This is a genomic window from Devosia sp. CAU 1758 (assembly GCF_054482695.1).
In genome coordinates, this window is the sequence record NZ_JBTLRJ010000003.1 from 295,378 (window position 1) to 311,425 (window position 16,048).

Here is a 16,048-nt window from a genome sequence, read left to right on the forward strand (position 1 = left end):
ATGACCACCCCAGTGCTTGAAATCCGCAACCTGCATGCCCGTATCGAGGAACGCGAAATCCTCAAGGGTGTGAACCTCATCATCCCGCCCGGCGAAGTTCACGCCATCATGGGCCGCAATGGCTCTGGCAAGTCGACGCTGAGCTATGTGCTGGCCGGCAAGGAAGACTACGAGGTCACCGAGGGTGAAATCCTGCTCAATGGCGAGAATATTCTCGAGATGGAGCCGAACGAGCGCGCCGCTGCGGGCCTGTTCCTTGCTTTTCAGTATCCGATCGAGATTCCGGGCGTCGCGACCATGACCTTCCTCAAGGCGGCACTTAACGCCCAGCGCAAGGCGCGCGGCGAGGCCGAATTGACCACGCCGGACTTCATGCGCGCGGTCAAGGAAGCCGGCGCCCAGCTCAATATCGACAACGACATGCTCAAGCGTCCGCTCAATGTCGGCTTCTCCGGCGGCGAGAAGAAGCGCGCTGAAATCATGCAGATGGCGCTCCTGAAGCCCTCCCTCGCCGTGCTGGACGAAACCGATTCCGGCCTCGACATCGATGCGCTTCAGGTTGTGTCCAAGGGCGTCAATGCGCTCCGCGACGGCCAGCGCGCCATGCTCGTCATCACCCACTACCAGCGCCTCCTGAACCACATCGTGCCCGACGTGGTGCATGTGTTCTCCGATGGCCGGATCGTCGAAAGCGGTGACAAGGACCTGGCGCTGCAGCTCGAAGCCAAGGGCTATGCCGATTTTGACGGTCAGGCGGCCTGAGCCATGCGCGCCAATTTCCCAGTCCGCCTCGGTCCTGCCGAGGAAGCCCTCATCGCCCAGCTCAAGGCTGCCGGCGCCGACCAGGCCGCCGAGCGCGTCACCATGGCCGGCCTGCCGACCCGCCGCGTCGAGGCCTATCACTATACCGATCTGAAGACCCTGCTGCGGGCGATCCCGCCGCTGGCAACGGCCGCCAACGAGGCCAGCGCACCCGCACTGCGCATTCCGGGCGCCTATTCGCTGATGATCGCCAATGGCGTCATCCAGAACGCCTCGACCGCGCCCGCTGGCGTCATCGTCGGTAAGGCCGAGGGCGGCGTTCTCACCACCCGCGACGATCTGCTGGTCCATGTCAACAACGCCTTGACCACGACCGCCCTGACCCTGACGCTTGAAAGTAGCGTCGACCCGGTCATCCAGGTCGAACGCCGCATCGAGGGCGAGGCTGCCCATGTGGCCGACGCGCTGAAGATTTTCGTCGCTGACGGCGCCTCGGCCACCATTATCGAGACCTTCTCGGGTTCGGACGCGGCCCATGTGGGCAATCACGGCACCTATCTCGCTCTTGGCAAGAATGCCGTGGTGACCCACATCACCGTCGACCTTTCTGCTCGCGCCACCACGCATTTCGCCACCAACGAATACCACCTCGCTGACGGCGCAAAGCTGCGCACGTTGATCATCCATCTCGGCGCCGGCCTGTCGCGCACCAATGTCCTGCCGACTATGGGCGGGGCAGGGGCCCATGCCGATATCACCGGCCTCAACCTCGTCGCTGATGGCCAGCATGCCGACATCACCATGGAAACCCTCCATGCCGTGCCGCACACCTCGTCCCAGCCGCTGTTCAAGTCGATCAGCCGGGGCCGCTCCAAGGCGGTGGTGCAGGGCAAGCTGGTAGTCGCACGCGACGCCCAGAAGACCGACGCCAAGTTCATGCATCAGGGCCTGATGCTGTCGGACGAAGCGGAAATCCTCTCCAAGCCGGAGCTGGAAATCTACGCCGACGACGTGGTCTGCGGCCACGGCTCCACCTGCGGCAAGCTCGACGAGGACAGCCTTTTCTACCTGCTCAGTCGTGGCATACCCAAGCCCGAGGCCGAGACCATGCTGGTGCGCGGCTTCATCGCCGAACTGCTCGATCCGGTCGAGGACGAAGAACTCAACGAGGCGCTCCAGGGCGTCGTCGACGGCTGGCTGTTGGGCGGCAAATAACCCCGAAATCCTCGTGGTTCATAGCCATGAGGATTTCTCCTCGGCTCCCGAACTAGCCCTCATGGTGAGGTGGGAGCGCAGCGACCCTCGAACCACGGGGGCGGTGGGACAAATTTATGACCTTCGACCTCGAAAAAATCCGCGCTGATTTCCCGATCCTGTCCGAACAGATCCACGGAAATCGCTTGGTCTATCTCGACAGCGGCGCCTCGGCGCAGAAGCCGGTTCAAGTGCTCGACCGCATGGACCATGCCTTTCGGCATGAATATGCCAATGTTCACAGGGGATTGCACACCCTCGCCAATCGCGCCACCGAAGGCTATGAGGCCGGCCGCGAAAGTGTCCGCCGTTTCCTCAATGCCGGGCGGGTGGAAGAAATCATCTTCACCAAGTCCGCCACCGAGGCCATCAACCTGGTTGCCTCCTCCTTCGTTGGTCCGCGCATCGGGGCAGGGGACGAGATCGTCACCACGATCATGGAGCACCACTCCAATATCGTGCCCTGGCACTTTCATCGCGAACGCCAGGGCGCGGTGATCAAATGGGTCGACGTGACCGACGAGGGCGTCCTCGATCTGGCGGCCTTCGAGGCCTCCCTCAGTGACAAGACCCGTATCGTTGCCGTTACCCATATGTCCAACGTGCTGGGCACAGTGAACCCGATCAAGCAGATGATCGAAATCGCCCATGCCCGCGGCATTCCGGTTCTGGTCGATGGTTCGCAGGGGGCCGTGCATACAAAGGTCGACGTGCAGGACCTCGATGCCGACTTCTACATCATGACGGGCCACAAGCTCTACGGCCCCACCGGGATTGGCGTGCTCTACGGCAAATACGATCTACTCGCCGACATGCAGCCCTATCAGGGCGGTGGCGAAATGATCGAGACCGTCACCCTCGAAGGCGCCACCTATAACGAACCACCACATCGCTTCGAGGCCGGAACCCCGGCCATCGTTCAGGCCATGGGCCTGGGCGCGGCGCTCGACTATATGGAAGCCATCGGTCGCGACGCCATTGCCGCTCACGAGCATGCGGTGGCCGAATACGCCCATGAGCGCCTCTCGCGCATCAATTCTCTGCGCCTGATTGGCACGGCACCTGGCAAGGGCGGCATTTTCTCCTTCGAGATTGCCGGTGCCCACGCCCATGATGTCTCAACGATCCTCGATCGCTACGGTATCGCCGTGCGCGCCGGCACCCATTGCGCCCAGCCCTTGCTCAAACGTTTCGGTGTCACCTCTACATGTCGCGCCTCCTTCGCCCTATATAACGGCAAGGACGACGTTGACGCGCTGGTGGACGGCATCGAGCGTGCCCAGAAATTTTTCGCCTGAGGAACACCGCTATGAGCGACGAGAACACCCCCGAGTCCCTGGCCGACCTCGACACCCGCATTGCCCCCACCATGCCCACCACGCTTCCCGAAGGCGAGGTGGAGCGCATCACAACGGATCTGATCGGCGCCCTCAAGACCGTCTATGACCCGGAAATCCCGGTCGACATCTACGAACTGGGCCTGATCTACCGCGTTGACCTGGACGACGACCGGAACCTGGTCATCGACATGACCCTGACCGCTCCGGGCTGCCCGGTGGCTGGCGAAATGCCAGGCTGGGTAGAGAATGCCGCCCGCGGCGTCGAAGGCATCCAGGACGTCACCGTCAATATGGTCTTTGATCCGCCCTGGGATGCCTCGCGCATGAGCGAAGAAGCCCAGGTCGCATTGAACTGGTGGTAATTTCGCGCGTTTCGTCCTATATATCGTGAAACGCCGATCAAAGGTGAATGGCCTATGCCTTTCAAGATCATGTCGCTGACTGATGCCGCCGCCGAGCGCATCAACGAGATCATCGAGGATTCCGACAAGCCGGTGGTCGGCCTGCGGGTGGGCATCAAGAATGCCGGCTGCGCCGGTGTGTCCTACACCATGGACTATGTGGGCGAACCGCTGGCCGGCGATGACCATGTCAATGACAAGGGCGTGGATGTCTGGGTCGATCCCAAGGCCACCATGTATCTCCTCGGCACGATCATGGATTTCGAGGCCGGCAAGATGGGCTCCAGCTTCACCTTCAAGAACCCCAACCAGACCGGCGCCTGCGGCTGCGGCGAAAGCGTCACTCTCGCCCCCGCAGACCTCAAGGCCATCGCCGAGGCGCGCGCAGAAGCATGAGCCGCTGCGCCTGCCTTCTCCCTTGTGGGAGAAGGTGCCCGAAGGGCGGATAAGGGGTATCTTCCCGTTGCGGAAATAACCCCGCTGGTGCATTGATCCGCCATCATGACCGACGCTCTCGCCCCCGCCCTCGCTATTACCCCTCCCGATCGCCCCCTTTCCGGCCGCGTTTCGCCACCGGGCAGCAAGTCGATCACCAATAGGGCCCTGCTGCTGGCGGCCATGGCCGAGGGCACCAGCCGCCTGACCGGCGCGCTCAAGAGCAAGGACACCGTGCTCATGGCCCGCGCCCTGCGCGAGATGGGCGTGACCGTCGAAGAGCCGGACGCGACGAGCTTCCTCGTCACCAGCACCGGCCGTTTGCGGAGCCCCGCCGAGCCGTTGTTCCTGGGCAATGCGGGCACCGCGACGCGCTTCCTGACCGCCGCAGTGGCGACCATCGAAGGGACCACGGTCGTTGACGGCGATGAGGAAATGCGGGTGCGACCGATCCGTCCGCTGGTCGACGCGCTCAATGCTCTTGGTATCGATGCCCAAAGCCCCACCAATTGCCCGCCGGTGACCGTTCACGGCACAGGCCGTTTCGGTTCGGGCCGGGTAGAGATCGACGCGTCGCTGTCCAGCCAGTACGTCTCGGCCCTGCTGATGGCCGCGCCCTTCGGCGACGGGCCTATTGAGGTGGCTCTTGCCGGCAAGGATATCGGCGCTCGCGGCTATGTCGACCTGACGCTCGCCGCCATGCGCGCCTTTGGTGCTGAAGTCGAGGCGCGCGAGGATGGCTCGTGGTTGGTGCAGCCGACTGGTTACAGTGCGACCGACTTCCACATTGAACCCGACGCCTCTGCCGCCACCTATCTCTGGGGCATCGAAGCGCTCACCGGTGGCAGAATCGATCTCGGCGTTGACGCCGATGCCTTCACTCAGCCGGATGCCGCCGCCCAGGCCATCATTGCGCAATTTCCAAACATGCCGGAAGTCATCGACGGCTCCCAGATGCAGGACGCGGTGCCCACTCTTGCCGTCCTTGCCGCCTTCAACAACCGCCCCGTGCGCTTTGTCGGCATTGCCAATCTGCGCGTCAAGGAAACCGATCGCATCCGCGCCGTCGCCAATGAGCTCAATCGCATTCAGCCGGGCCTGTCGACCGAAGAGGGCGATGATCTCGTCGTCGCCTCTGATCCGAACCTGGCGTCAAAGCTCAAGGGTCGAAACGCGCGGATCAAGATCGAGACCTACCACGATCACCGCATTGCCATGAGCTTTGCCCTGGCCGGCCTGCTTGTGCCCAATATTGTCATTCTCGATCCAGCCTGTACCGGCAAGACCTATCCGGACTACTGGGACATGCTGGCAGGGCTGGGCGTGGAACTGACGCCTGCTGCCTGATCAGGCCGCAGAGGCGTCCTTGGTCGGGGCTTCGTCGATTTCGACAAGTTCGGTCTCGCTGACCACGCGATTGCGCCCGGCATGCTTGGCGGCATAGAGGCACCGGTCGGCGCGCTCGATCAGTGACATTGCCGTGTCGTCCGGGCGGAACGCGGCCACGCCGAAAGAAGCGGTGATCCGGCCCAGTTTTTCGTTTGTGGACCGCTTGAGCAATTCTTTGGCTTGGATGGCCTTGCGGATATTCTCCGCCACGATTACCGCCCCTTCGAGGTCGGTGGAGGGCAGGATGGCCACGAATTCTTCGCCGCCATAGCGCGCCGCTAGATCCTTGCCCTTGATATTGGACTTCAGCGTCATCGCCACCAGCCGCAACACCTGGTCACCCGTCTGGTGCCCATAGGTGTCGTTGAAGTTCTTGAAATAATCGATGTCGAGCAGCATCAGGCACAAGTGCTGGTCGGTCATGCTGGCTTCGCGGATGGCGTCTTCCAGACCCTCGTCAAAGCTCTTGCGATTGGCGATCTTGGTCAGTGGGTCGAGCATGGACTCGCGTCGCACGTCGTCCAGGTCCCGTTGCAGCGCCGCAATGTCTTCGCGCGATGCGTCGAGCTTGGACTCGAGCTGCCGATTGGTGTCCTGCATCCGGCGCGTCTCTGCCAGCAGGCGCGTCGCCAGAAGTTTCATGTCGTCGCCCGACAATTCCCGCTCGAGATCACCGCTGGCGGATTGCAGCGACCCTGAATAGGCATTGGCCGTAGTCATGGCGCTGTCGATGGCCTCGTGCACCGCCTCAATGCGCGCATGCATGCGCGCCGACACGCTCGACATGCGGTCATTGAGGTCAGATTTGAGGAATTCGTTGTAAAGCGTCTCTGCCAGATCGGATGTGGGAACCGTTCCACTGCGGAAAATGGCATTGATGCGATTGTTCAGCGAAGGGTTTACACCAGTCGCGTAAGTATAGAGCAGTTCATAGAATTGCGGATAGGGCGGAATCCCGCTGCGCTTGAGCAGGTCGAACGCCGCATTTGCGTATCCAAGGGTACGCGTGAATTCTTGGTCCGACACTGCCCACCCCGCGCCTCGTTGCGCCCTGACCGGATCGAATTACGTTAAACGAGTCGTGGCTATTAGATACAGCCCCGACCCTCCCAAACACAACCTCGACTTAACAAGATTCGGTCCGGTTTCGGCCAATAGTGCTGCCGTTTTACTAGGAAATACGAGCTGAACGCAGCAGGAAAGCCGGAATAGGGCCAGCATCGCCGAACGGCGTATCCTCCGCACTGGTCTCGGGCTTTCTGGCGTTCCTCTGGCGACCACTGCTTTTCGCAGCGGGCCTTTCCGCAGAAGTCGTCTTTTCCGGCTGCGTCGAGGCTGCTGCTTCGGTCGAAGCGGGCCTGCGGGCATTCCGCTGGCGTCCGGTGCTCTTGGCGGAAGCGGTGGATTCTACACTCTCTGCCGGTGTTTCGACTGGAACTTCCCGTTGCGTGTCGGCGTCCGCTGCCTTGATGGGTCGCGACGATTGCGGCCGGGTTGCCCGTCCCCGGCGGCCGCGGCTTGGCCGTGCTTCTGCGCCGTCTTCTGCTTCTTCACGGGGGGCAGTCTTGGCGACCCTGTCGTCATCCAACCAATCGATGGGTTTCTGAATCAACTTGAGAATGGCGTCGAGATGCTTGCCATCGGACGGCGCCACGAGTGTATAGGCAACGCCCGACCGGCCGGCTCGCCCGGTGCGGCCGATGCGATGGACGTAGTCTTCGGCATGCACCGGCACGTCGAAGTTGAACACATGGCTCACCGCCGGGATATCGAGTCCGCGCGCAGCGACATCACTGGCGACCAGCAGGGTGAGCCTGTCGGTCTTGAACGCATCCAGCGTTTCCATCCGGCTCTTCTGGTCCATATCGCCATGCAATGCGCCGGCAGAGTAACCATGGCGCTCCAGCGAGCGGGCAAGGGTGGCCACGTCACGCTTGCGATTGCAGAAGATAATGGCGTTGGTCAGCCCTTCCGAGGCGTCGATGCGGGCGCGCAGCGCCTCGCGCTTCTCGTCGGGCTTGGAAGAAACCTTGACCAGCTTCTGGTCGATGGTATCGGCAGTCGATGCGGCGCGAGACACCTGTACGTGGACAGGGTCCTTGAGAAATTTCTTGGTCAGCCGTTCGATCTGCGCATCCATGGTGGCAGAAAACAGCATGGTCTGCCGACGCGGCGGCAGGCGATTCACGATCTTTTCGATGTCGTCGATGAAGCCCATATCCAGCATGCGGTCGGCCTCGTCGATCACGAGGATTTCCACGCCATTGAGCATGATCTTGCCGCGCTCAATCTGGTCGAGCAGGCGGCCCGGCGTGGCGATCAATACGTCGACACCGCGGTCCAGCTTCTTGTTCTGGTCCTCGAACGACACGCCGCCGATGATCAGTGCCATCGTCAACTTGTGGTTCTTGCCATACTTTTCGAAATTTTCAGAAACCTGCGCCGCCAGTTCGCGCGTCGGTTCCAGAATAAGGGTGCGCGGCATGCGGGCACGGGCGCGGCCATTTTCAAGCAGCGTCAGCATAGGCAGCACGAACGAGGCCGTCTTGCCGGTGCCCGTCTGCGCGATACCAATCAGATCCTTCTTTTGCAGAAGGTGCGGAATGGCCTGGGCCTGGATTTCAGTTGGCTTGGTGTAGCCCGCCGAGGTCACCGCTTCGGTAACTTTGGTGGAGAGTCCCAGTCCGGAAAAGTCGTCGGTCAAGTCGGTTGTTCCACTCAACAGTGCTGGCCGATGCCTGGCCGGGCCGAAGAACTCGGGCCGGTGCGCCGGTCATTGGAGTTGTGCAAGTTCCGCCTATGGGGCGCGCGGCCCTTGCCTGGCTGCGGATGGAAAAGGAGATACTGCAAGCATCCGCAGATGGACACCGGAACACCTGCCAAAAACTGGCCTTGTGCCAATGCCCCGCTGGGCCCCGAAAACGGCATGGGCAAATTTATGTTCGCCCGCCGCCGGGAAAGGTCCAGCGGCGCGGACCATAGCGCAAACCCCTTGACTGTCAACAATGTTGGGCATTTGCACGCTCAACGCGGTTAAGGACGCTCAGACGTCTAGATCGGTCACGAAGGCCGCATTCTCCTGAATGAACTCGAAGCGCGCTTCCGGCTTGTTGCCCATCAGGCGGTCCACCGTGTGTCGCGTGGCGTCGCGATCATCGAGAATTTTCACCTGCAACAGGGTCCGCGACTTCGGGGACATGGTGGTTTCGCGAAGGTGCGCAAAAGGCATTTCGCCTAGACCCTTGAAACGGGTGATGTCGACCTTGCCCTTGCCGGTGAACTCGGTCTGCATCAGCTCGGTCTTGTGCGCTTCATCGCGGGCATAGAAGGTTTTGCCACCCTGGCTGATGCGATAGAGCGGGGGCAGGGCCAGATAGAGGTGGCCATTCTCGATCAGCCGCGGCATCTCCTGGTAGAAGAAGGTGATCAAGAGCGAAGCAATATGGGCGCCGTCCACGTCAGCATCAGTCATGATGATGATCTTGTCATAGCGCAGATCGTCTTCGGTATAGCGATCCCGCGTGCCGCATCCGAGCGCCTGGACCAGATCGGCGATCAACTGGTTGGCCGCTAGCTTGTCGCGGCTGGCGCCGGCCACGTTGAGAATCTTCCCACGCAGCGGCAATACCGCCTGGTTGGCGCGGCTGCGGGCCTGCTTGGCCGAACCGCCTGCCGAATCGCCTTCGACAATGAACAGCTCGGCACCCTGTGCGGCGTTCTGAGTACAATCGGCCAGCTTGCCCGGCAGGCGTAGCCTGCGCGTGGCGCTGGCCCGGTCGATTTCCTTCTCCTTGCGCCGGCGCAGCCGTTCCTCGGCGCGGTCCACCGCCCAGTCCAGCAACTTGCCAGCCTGCTGTGGCGAGGCGGCCAACCAATGATCGAACGCGTCGCGCAGTGCAGTATCGACAATGCGGGTGGCTTCGCCCGAAGCCAGCTTGTCCTTGGTCTGGCCGACAAATTCAGGTTCGCGCACGAACACTGACAGCATGGCTGCGCAGGAGGTGAGTACGTCCTCGGCCGTCAGGTTCGCGGCACCCTTGTTCTTGGTCAGCTCGGCATAATTCTTGAGGCCCCGCAGCAGCGCCATGCGCAATCCGGCCTCATGCGTGCCGCCATCGGGCGTCGGTACGGTATTGCAGTAGGATTGCACGCCGCCATCGCCCAGCGTCCAGGCAATGGCCCATTCCACTGAGCCATGGCTGCCGGGACGCCCGCTTCTGCCCGCAAAGATGTCGTCAGTGATCCGAGCCTCGCCCTCGATCCGGGCGGTCATGTAGTCCTTCAACCCGTTGGGATAATGGAACACCGCCTTGGCCGGGACTTCGTCGCTGGCGAGGCCCTCGTCGCAACTCCAGCGTAGTTCCACGCCCCCAAAGAGATAGGCTTTGGCCCGCGTCATGCGGAAGATGCGCCCTGGCGAGAAATGCGCAGCCGCGCCAAAGATCTGCGGATCGGGGTGGAAACGCGTGGTGGTGCCGCGCCGGTTCTGCACCCGGCCTACATTGACCACGTCCTCGACCACCAGGCCGCGTGAGAACTGAATGCGATAGAGCTGCTGGTCGCGGGCCACCTCGACGACCAGGTCGTCGGACAGGGCATTGACCACCGAGACGCCCACGCCATGCAACCCGCCGGAGGTCTCATAGGCCTTGCTATCGAATTTGCCACCAGCATGAAGTACCGTATGAACGATCTCCAGCGTCGAGCGCGTGGGAAATTTCGGGTGCTTTTCGACGGGAATGCCGCGGCCATTATCGGTAACCGTTATGTATCCGTCAGCGCCCAGATGCACTTCGATGCGCGTGGCGTGGCCGGCAATGGCCTCATCCATTGAATTGTCGATCACCTCGGCAAACAGGTGGTGATAGGCATTGATGTCGGTGCCACCGATATACATGCCGGGACGGCGCCGGACCGGTTCCAGCCCTTCCAGGATCTCGATTTCCGCCGCACCATAAGCCTGTGCCGTGGGCACGCCTGCGGCGCTCTTGGCCACAACCGGCTCTGCCTTTGCCGGCTTTTTGGGGTCCGGGGCGGCGCTTTCGAAGAGATCTGACATGCACTTTCCATGGGTTCGGCCCGAATCGGGCAGGTCCAACAGGTAACATACAGCAAGCATTTCCGCGGGACTCGCCCTCTGGCCAATTCCCACAAGGAAGGTCGTGAGATGGGCGTCAAGCGGATTGGCAGCGCAATTATCGCCTGTCCCGTCGCCGCCCATGAAGAGACAGTTTCGTCCCAAGATAGGCCGCCGGATTTACCCCTCGTTTCCTTCTTGGGAGCACTTTTTTAAGTGCGTCCTGATAGACAGATGGACATACGGTTTTTGTCTGGAGTTGCCGTATGCGAACCGAAACACCGGGTATTGCGTATCAATCGGTCAAGATCGGTCCTGCGTCTCTCGGATATTGGCCAATAGCCGGACTTGTTGGTATTGCGTACCGGCTGGCCAGTTTCCGCGTGTCGCGCCTTGGTGCCCTGTTGGGCGCCAGCCTTTTCTTCTACATTGCGTAAACCTTGCTTGCTCTGTTTAGGCAGCGCGGGTATGGGTTCTGCTGTTGCGCATGTCCATACGCGCGGCAAACGACTTTCACATCAAACGGGGAGGGCTGCATGACTTCATATCAGACGCATCGCACGCGTGGCCCCGTTTACGCCCTGCGGCACGAGCTGCAGGGCTGACCAGGCTGGTCCGGACGCTCTTTCCCGTTCTCCATCCTCTGGTTTGCCCTTCATGGCGACCTGGCACAGACCAGGCGCCTTCTTGATGGCAATGGCGCCTCGCACCAGACGGCGCCGATCCAGTGAGTGAATATCATGGGCACGATCAGCCTCCGAAATGCCGGCCACCGCGCGGGCGACCCCCTGTTCTCCAATCTTAATCTCGTCATTGCCGATGACGACCGTGTCGGTCTCGTGGCCCCCAACGGCCGGGGCAAGACCACCCTGTTGCGCGCCATGGCGGGGCAGGCAGACCTCAGCGAAGGAGAGATCACGCGCTCACGCGGTCTCTCCATCGGCTTTGTGCCCCAGGAAGTGCCCTTGGCGGCACTTCCGCAGACATTGACCAGTTTCGTCGCTTCGGCGCTTGATGCTGCAACGCTGGACACCGAGAGCTGGCGTGTCGATGTGGTGCTCGATGAAATGTCCATCCCACCCGAGTTCCGCGACCGGCCGCTGGGCGAACTCAGCGGCGGTTGGCAGCGCATGGCGCTGCTCGCCCGCTGCTGGGTGACCCAGCCCGATGCGCTGCTGATGGACGAGCCGACCAACCATCTCGATCTCGGGCGCATCCTGATGCTCGAGGAATGGTTGTCCTACGCTGCCAAGTCGTTGCCGGTGGTGATCGCCAGCCATGACCGCGCCTTTCTCGATGCCACCACCAATCGCACCCTGTTCCTCAGGCCCAGCGAACAGGTCTATCTGCCCTTGGCTTATTCCGCGGCACGGGCCGAACTCGACCAGATTGACGCCGCCATCGCGGCCCGGCGCGAGCGCGACCTCAAGCAGGCATCGCAATTGCGCAAACAGGCTGCCAAGCTCACCAATATCGGCATCAATTCGGGCAGCGACCTTCTGGTGGTCAAATCCAAGCAATTGCGGAACCGCGCCGAAAAGATCGAGACCCAGGTGCACGAGGCCCACAAGGAGCGCACCGGGCTCGTTAAGCTGGGCAACAGCGGCGCCGACGCCAGGGTGATGATGGCCTTCGAGAATGTGCCCATCGCCAGCCCGGACGGTACGCCGCTCTTTACCATCGACAAGCTCCACATCTTCCAGGGCGACCGCATCGTGATGCTGGGGCGCAATGGCACCGGCAAGTCGCAATTCATGCGTGTCGTCACCGAAGCGCTTGCCGGTTCGGTTCCCTCAGGCCTGCGGATCAGCCCGCAACTGGCGCCGGGCTATCTCGACCAGGCCCTGGCTTGGCTGCCGCTGGATCCGTCACCGCTCGATTACCTTTTGCATCGCTTCGATGAAGGCGACCGCCGCACCATGGCGCTCCTGGCCGGGGCAGGTTTCCCACCAGACCGGCAGGGCAAGCCTATCCGTGCCATGTCGCTGGGGCAGCGGGCACGCCTGGCCCTCCTGGCGCTGCGGCTGGAACAGCCTAACTTCTACCTGCTCGATGAGCCCACCAATCATCTCGATATACCGGGCCAGGAGCAGCTTGAAGCCGACATTAGAGAGCAGGGCGCTACCACCATCCTCGTCACTCACGACCGCGCCTTTCTCAAGGCTGTTGGCACGCGGTTCCTGCTGATCGAGCGCGGGAGACTGGTGGAAGTGGATGGGCCAGAGGGCTTCCTGGCGGAGATGGCTGGGTGACAAACGTTTGGGGCGCCTTAGGCGCCCCAATACGGGTCAATGATTGTGGTGATGCTCCGGCATGTGCTCCAGGTCGTGCTTGGTCCAGGCCGTCACCGCGTGGACATGGCCGTTTTCGTCCCGCATGAAATCGAGCTCGGCCATATTGACTGAAACGGGCTTCGCCCCCAGGCCCAGAAAGCCGCCGACATCTATGATGACCTGCGCGCTGGGCCCAGTGCCATGCAGGTGCGACACCTTGCCTATGCTATGGTCTTCCGCGCCGTAGATCGTTGCGCCCTCCAGCACTTCCGGGACCAGTTCGTGCTCCATCAGGCGCGGATGCTGCGAATGGTCCATTGATCCGGAATGCTCGAGCACCGGTGCATTGTGGCCGGGTTCATCGCTTCGACCGGTCTGCAGGTTGGGGTTGTGGCGTTCCAGCCGATCCAGCGTGGCGGCGACACGTTGGGCAACATCCGCGTCGAAGTCATGGTCTGGACTGGTGCGCTCATAGTCGCGCAATTGCTCGGTAGTGATACCGGCTTCGGCAGCAAACCTGTCGGGGTCGAACCCAAGCGACAGTCGCCTGTTATGGGCGCCCTTGGGCTGGTGCTGCGCATCCGATGTGTATTGGGTCATGGCAAGTCTCCTTCTGGGACAAGAAGGGACTTGGCTGCCGATTGGTTCATCGTCATTGGAACCGCGCTGATCAATTCGACGGCGCACCAACAAAAAGACCGCCCGAAGGCGGCCTTTTCATTGTCTGGTTCAGGGCACCTTAGTGGTGGTGCTCTTCGGGAACCTCGTCCTCGTCGGCTTCGATCAGCTTGGCGAGTTCCTGGCGGGTCATCGTCTTGTCGCTGACCTCACCCTGTTCGATGATGTGGTCGACGACCTTGTTCTCGAAAATCGGGGCGCGGAGGCTGGCAAGGGCCTGAGGGTTCTTGCGGTAATAGTCGTAAACCTGCTGCTCCTGGCCGGGGAAGCGGCGAACTTCGGCGATGAGCGCCTGCTGGTGCTCCTCGTCGGTCACCTGGACTTCGCTCTTGTTGCCGATTTCAGCAACGACCAGACCGAGGCGCACGCGGCGTTCGGCAATGCGCTGATACTGTTCCTTGGCGGCGTCCTCGGTCGTGCCTTCGTCTTCGAAGGACCGGCCATGATGCTCGATCTCGTGCACGACGCGCTGCCAGATGGTGTTGAATTCGGCTTCAACCAACTGCGCGGGGACGTCGAACTTGTGGCCGTCGTCCAGCGCGTCCAGAACCTGGCGCTTCATGTGCTGGCGACCCATCGAGGCGAGGGCGTTCTCCATCTGCTCGCGAACGGCCTTGCGGAGGGCCGCAACGTCTTCGAGGCCGAGCTTCTTGGCGAACTCGTCATCCATTTCGCCGGCATTGGGGCCGTCGACATGCAGGACAGTGACGTCAAAAACCGCCTTCTTGCCGGCCAGGTCTGCGTTCTGATAATCCTCGGGGAAGGTCACCTTGACCTCTTTGGTTCCGCCCTTCTTGACGCCGACCAGTTGCTCTTCGAAGCCCGGGATGAACTCGCCCGACCCAACGGTCAGGTGGGCATGTTCAGATGAGCCGCCCTCGAATTCCTTGCCGTCGATCTTGCCGACAAACGACAGACCCAGGCGGTCGCCGTCTTCGACAACACCGTCGTCACCCTTGTCGGTATAACCACGGTTCTGCGCGAACACGCGCTTCACCTCGGTCTCGACTTCCTCATCGGAAACCTCGACCACCGGCTTGTTGAGCTTGATGCCCTTGATGTCCATCAGCGCGACGGCCGGCAGGATTTCGTACTCGACGTCGAAGGCCAGATCGGCCTTGCCGTCCAGTACTTCGTTGATCACGGTCTGGTCCTGCGGCAGGTCGACCTTGGGCTGGGCGGCGGCGCGCTCTTCGCGCTTGTCCAGCGTGTCCGAGACGGTCGCGTTGATGGCGTCGGTCATCACTTCGGACATCGCCGAGCGGCCATAGACCTTTTTCAGATGCGCTGTCGGCACCTTGCCAGGGCGAAAGCCCTTGATATTGGCCTGGCCCTTGAGCTCCTGGAGCTTTGCGTCAAGGCGCGAATTGAGATCCGCTGCCGGAATGGTGACGCTGAGCTTGCGCTTCAGGCCTTCATTGAGGGTTTCGGTTACCTGCATTGGGGTTGATCCCGTTTTGATTCATTCACGTTCGGCCGAGGCCGCTATGGTGCGGGTGAGAGGACTCGAACCTCCACGCCTTGCGGCGCTGGAACCTAAATCCAGTGCGTCTACCAATTCCGCCACACCCGCAAGGGTCCCCGTCGGCCGGGTTGGCGTTGCATCTATATGAAGTGCGGGAGCCAGTCAAAGCCTAGCTTGGCGATTTGGCATGAATGAAGGAGACCTTTCCTCTAAGGTCGCCCGCGACTTCAAAGATGGCCGCGACTTCGATTGGCCAGCCCGACGCCATAAGTGCAACCTTCCATGCTCGACGATGGTGCGTCACATTCACCAAGCGCGGTCTTGCTATCGGGCAGGAGCGCCAAATCATGCAGACGAACAGCCTGCTACCCGCGCTTGAACGCTGGCGAGTGGCGTAATTTTGGTCATTACCGAATTGTGGCGCCGTCAATTGCGGGGGAATTTGCCCATCAAATAGGCGAAATGCCTATTTCTACGCCAAGTGGGTAATCACAGGGCTCTCCATAGAGCGGCTCGATATATCACAAGTCGCTGTACTATCACGTCTTTTTGCTCCCGAAGAGAGCTGGCACACCCCATGCATACCGACACGCGGTATCTGCCGAAATCGGCCAGTGGAGGCTCCAGTGAAAAAAATCGAGGCTATCGTAAAGCCGTTCAAGCTCGACGAAGTCAAAGAAGCGCTGCAGGAAGTTGGCCTGCAGGGCATCACCGTGACCGAGGCCAAGGGTTTCGGCCGCCAGAAGGGCCATACCGAGCTCTATCGTGGCGCAGAATATGTGGTGGATTTCCTGCCCAAGGTGAAGGTCGAAGTGGTTTGCCCCGACGATCTCGCCGAAAAGGCCATCGAAGCGATCCGCGTTGCGGCGCAGACGGGTCGCATTGGTGACGGGAAGATTTTCGTCTACTCGATCGAGCAGGCCATCCGTATCCGTACCGGCGAATTCGGCGACGACGCTCTCTGAGACCCTCCC

The 16,048-nt window shown here is 61.5% G+C and carries 13 protein-coding genes and 1 tRNA gene; 8 read left to right on the forward strand and 6 right to left on the reverse strand.

What is annotated here, in order from left to right; translation table 11 throughout:
- The first annotated feature begins 12 nt into the window (after positions 1-12).
- From sufC to ACXYMS_RS11595, 6 genes are all read left to right on the forward strand, one after another.
- Positions 13-762, forward strand: a complete 750-nt coding sequence (gene sufC, locus ACXYMS_RS11570; protein ID WP_458907008.1) for a Fe-S cluster assembly ATPase SufC — start codon at positions 13-15, stop codon at positions 760-762.
- Positions 763-765: 3 nt separating this feature from the next.
- Positions 766-1,977 carry a Fe-S cluster assembly protein SufD gene (gene sufD / locus ACXYMS_RS11575; protein ID WP_458906446.1) on the forward strand — a complete coding sequence of 404 codons (1,212 nt, stop codon included), beginning with the start codon at positions 766-768 and terminating at the stop codon, positions 1,975-1,977.
- Between the two features lie 116 nt (positions 1,978-2,093).
- Entirely contained in the window at positions 2,094-3,314 is a 1,221-nt protein-coding gene (locus tag ACXYMS_RS11580; protein WP_458906447.1) for a cysteine desulfurase, read from the forward strand.
- A gap of 71 nt (positions 3,315-3,385) precedes the next feature.
- Positions 3,386-3,718 carry an SUF system Fe-S cluster assembly protein gene (locus tag ACXYMS_RS11585; protein ID WP_458907010.1) on the forward strand — a complete coding sequence of 111 codons (333 nt, stop codon included), beginning with the start codon at positions 3,386-3,388 and terminating at the stop codon, positions 3,716-3,718.
- Positions 3,719-3,772: 54 nt separating this feature from the next.
- A complete protein-coding gene (locus ACXYMS_RS11590; RefSeq protein ID WP_458906449.1) occupies positions 3,773-4,153 on the forward strand; it encodes a HesB/IscA family protein in 381 nt (126 codons plus the stop codon).
- 105 nt (positions 4,154-4,258) lie between these two features.
- Complete coding sequence (locus ACXYMS_RS11595; protein ID WP_458906450.1) at positions 4,259-5,539, forward strand: 3-phosphoshikimate 1-carboxyvinyltransferase; 1,281 nt, start codon at positions 4,259-4,261, stop codon at positions 5,537-5,539.
- Here the strand turns inward: ACXYMS_RS11595 and ACXYMS_RS11600 are convergent, their stop codons facing one another.
- The 3 genes from ACXYMS_RS11600 to parE all read right to left on the reverse strand — a co-directional run bounded on the left by ACXYMS_RS11600 (position 5,540) and on the right by parE (position 10,640).
- On the reverse strand, positions 5,540-6,607 hold the full coding sequence (locus ACXYMS_RS11600; protein ID WP_458906452.1) for a GGDEF domain-containing protein: 1,068 nt from the start codon (positions 6,605-6,607) through the stop codon (positions 5,540-5,542).
- Positions 6,608-6,752: 145 nt separating this feature from the next.
- Complete coding sequence (locus ACXYMS_RS11605; RefSeq protein ID WP_458906453.1) at positions 6,753-8,285, reverse strand: DEAD/DEAH box helicase; 1,533 nt, start codon at positions 8,283-8,285, stop codon at positions 6,753-6,755.
- A gap of 339 nt (positions 8,286-8,624) precedes the next feature.
- On the reverse strand, positions 8,625-10,640 hold the full coding sequence (gene parE / locus ACXYMS_RS11610) for a DNA topoisomerase IV subunit B (RefSeq protein WP_458906454.1): 2,016 nt from the start codon (positions 10,638-10,640) through the stop codon (positions 8,625-8,627).
- A gap of 758 nt (positions 10,641-11,398) precedes the next feature.
- Between parE and ACXYMS_RS11615 the strand changes: the two genes are divergently transcribed.
- Positions 11,399-12,910, forward strand: a complete 1,512-nt coding sequence (locus ACXYMS_RS11615; protein ID WP_458906455.1) for an ATP-binding cassette domain-containing protein — start codon at positions 11,399-11,401, stop codon at positions 12,908-12,910.
- Between the two features lie 36 nt (positions 12,911-12,946).
- On the opposite strand, the gene ACXYMS_RS11620 is transcribed toward ACXYMS_RS11615, so the two are convergent.
- The 3 genes from ACXYMS_RS11620 to ACXYMS_RS11630 all read right to left on the reverse strand — a co-directional run bounded on the left by ACXYMS_RS11620 (position 12,947) and on the right by ACXYMS_RS11630 (position 15,182).
- Complete coding sequence (locus tag ACXYMS_RS11620; protein ID WP_458907011.1) at positions 12,947-13,249, reverse strand: PRC-barrel domain containing protein; 303 nt, start codon at positions 13,247-13,249, stop codon at positions 12,947-12,949.
- A gap of 421 nt (positions 13,250-13,670) precedes the next feature.
- Positions 13,671-15,050, reverse strand: a complete 1,380-nt coding sequence (tig, locus tag ACXYMS_RS11625) for a trigger factor (protein ID WP_458906456.1) — start codon at positions 15,048-15,050, stop codon at positions 13,671-13,673.
- A gap of 47 nt (positions 15,051-15,097) precedes the next feature.
- Positions 15,098-15,182: transfer RNA gene (locus tag ACXYMS_RS11630), tRNA-Leu, on the reverse strand.
- Positions 15,183-15,700: 518 nt separating this feature from the next.
- Here ACXYMS_RS11630 and ACXYMS_RS11635 point away from each other — a divergent pair.
- Positions 15,701-16,039 (forward strand): P-II family nitrogen regulator, encoded by a 339-nt coding sequence (locus ACXYMS_RS11635; protein WP_067452386.1) that lies wholly within the window; start codon positions 15,701-15,703, stop codon positions 16,037-16,039.
- Positions 16,040-16,048 lie beyond the last annotated feature (9 nt).

What these genes read in the sequence shown, in the direction of transcription:
- sufD (WP_458906446.1), top strand. Translation starts at nt 766, where the DNA reads ATGCGCGCCAATTTCCCAGTCCGCCTCGGTCCTGCCGAGGAAGCCCTC.
- ACXYMS_RS11580 (WP_458906447.1), top strand. Translation starts at nt 2,094, where the DNA reads ATGACCTTCGACCTCGAAAAAATCCGCGCTGATTTCCCGATCCTGTCC.
- ACXYMS_RS11585 (WP_458907010.1), top strand. Translation starts at nt 3,386, where the DNA reads ATGCCCACCACGCTTCCCGAAGGCGAGGTGGAGCGCATCACAACGGAT.
- ACXYMS_RS11590 (WP_458906449.1), top strand. Translation starts at nt 3,773, where the DNA reads ATGCCTTTCAAGATCATGTCGCTGACTGATGCCGCCGCCGAGCGCATC.
- ACXYMS_RS11595 (WP_458906450.1), top strand. Translation starts at nt 4,259, where the DNA reads ATGACCGACGCTCTCGCCCCCGCCCTCGCTATTACCCCTCCCGATCGC.
- parE (WP_458906454.1), bottom strand. Translation starts at nt 10,640, where the DNA reads ATGTCAGATCTCTTCGAAAGCGCCGCCCCGGACCCCAAAAAGCCGGCA.
- ACXYMS_RS11615 (WP_458906455.1), top strand. Translation starts at nt 11,399, where the DNA reads ATGGGCACGATCAGCCTCCGAAATGCCGGCCACCGCGCGGGCGACCCC.
- ACXYMS_RS11620 (WP_458907011.1), bottom strand. Translation starts at nt 13,249, where the DNA reads ATGGACCATTCGCAGCATCCGCGCCTGATGGAGCACGAACTGGTCCCG.
- tig (WP_458906456.1), bottom strand. Translation starts at nt 15,050, where the DNA reads ATGCAGGTAACCGAAACCCTCAATGAAGGCCTGAAGCGCAAGCTCAGC.